Origin of the sequence: Salinarimonas ramus (genome assembly GCF_014645695.1) — a bacterium.
GTDB lineage: Bacteria > Pseudomonadota > Alphaproteobacteria > Rhizobiales > Beijerinckiaceae > Salinarimonas > Salinarimonas ramus.
In genome coordinates this window covers 1-642 of the sequence record NZ_BMMF01000047.1, presented here as the reverse complement: position 1 = coordinate 642, position 642 = coordinate 1, and the positions used below count along the sequence as shown (strand labels likewise).

The 642-nt window shown below is 66.0% G+C and carries 2 tRNA genes; both read left to right on the top strand.

From position 1 onward, the window contains the following. The first annotated feature begins 170 nt into the window (after positions 1 to 170). Positions 171 to 247, top strand: a tRNA-Ile gene (locus tag IEX89_RS24165). Between the two features lie 119 nt (positions 248 to 366). Then, positions 367 to 442 (top strand) — tRNA-Ala (locus IEX89_RS24160). The last annotated feature ends 200 nt before the right edge of the window (positions 443 to 642 follow it).

The following is a 642-nucleotide window of genomic DNA, read 5'->3' as shown; positions in this document are numbered from 1 at the left end:
CCCCTCCCTGACGAACGGCTTAGGATAATGTGCGGCGCATCGGCTTGCCGGTGACGACCGCGTTTGCGGGACGGAAACGGCCGCCTGCGCTTCTCTTTCTTCTCAGGATACCGGATCGAGCGATCCGTGCCGGTGATCCGGTGCGGGGGCGCGCGTACGATCCCGGCATCGGGCCTGTAGCTCAGGTGGTTAGAGCGCACCCCTGATAAGGGTGAGGTCGGACGTTCGAGTCGTCCCAGGCCCACCAGTGAGGTGCACCGACAGCCACCGCCGCGTGAGCGGCGGCAAGCGCGACTGCGCGCCTGCGCCGGTGCGCGGAACCGGCCGAAGGCCGGACAAGGACACAGCTTCGGCTTTGCCGAAGATGGGGCCATAGCTCAGTTGGGAGAGCGCGTGCTTTGCAAGCATGAGGTCGTCGGTTCGATCCCGTCTGGCTCCACCATCTCGCGCCTTCGGCGCGGATCGGGTGTCGATGCCGGCTGTATCCGTCGAGAGCAAGGTTCGCCCTGCTCGTGGTCGCACAGCGATCCGAGCGGCGGCGATGTTTGACATCGTGAAGAGGATGGACGCGTCCGGGACACCCGTATCGATCTGCAAGGATCGGTCGGCCGGGCGCGTTCGGCATAGGTGACGACCGAGAGG